This is a genomic window from Limosilactobacillus vaginalis DSM 5837 = ATCC 49540, from assembly GCF_000159435.1.
GTDB classification, from domain to species: Bacteria; Bacillota; Bacilli; order Lactobacillales; family Lactobacillaceae; genus Limosilactobacillus; species Limosilactobacillus vaginalis.
On sequence record NZ_GG693515.1, the window covers coordinates 1 to 210 of the forward strand.

1 protein-coding gene is annotated in these 210 nt (G+C 51.4%); it reads left to right on the forward strand.

Annotation, left to right across the window (positions count from 1 at the left end; translation table 11 throughout):
* On the forward strand, positions 1-190 hold a 190-nt coding region (locus tag HMPREF0549_RS09220; RefSeq protein ID WP_003718044.1), incomplete at its 5' end, for a hypothetical protein.
* Between the last annotated feature and the right edge of the window lie 20 nt (positions 191-210).

Consider the following 210-nt stretch of genomic DNA (forward strand, 5'->3'; position numbering starts at 1 on the left):
GCTGTACCTCTTCGGTGGTCCGGTACTGGAAGGCTTCTCGCTGACCATGCTTATCGGTGTTTCCATCGGTACTGCATCTTCCATCTATGTGGCATCTGCGTTGGCTCTGAAACTGGGTATGAAGCGCGAACACATGTTGCAGCAGAAAGTGGAAAAAGAAGGGGCGGATCAGCCGTCAATTCTGCCGTAATCAAGTTCCCGTTGATGTTG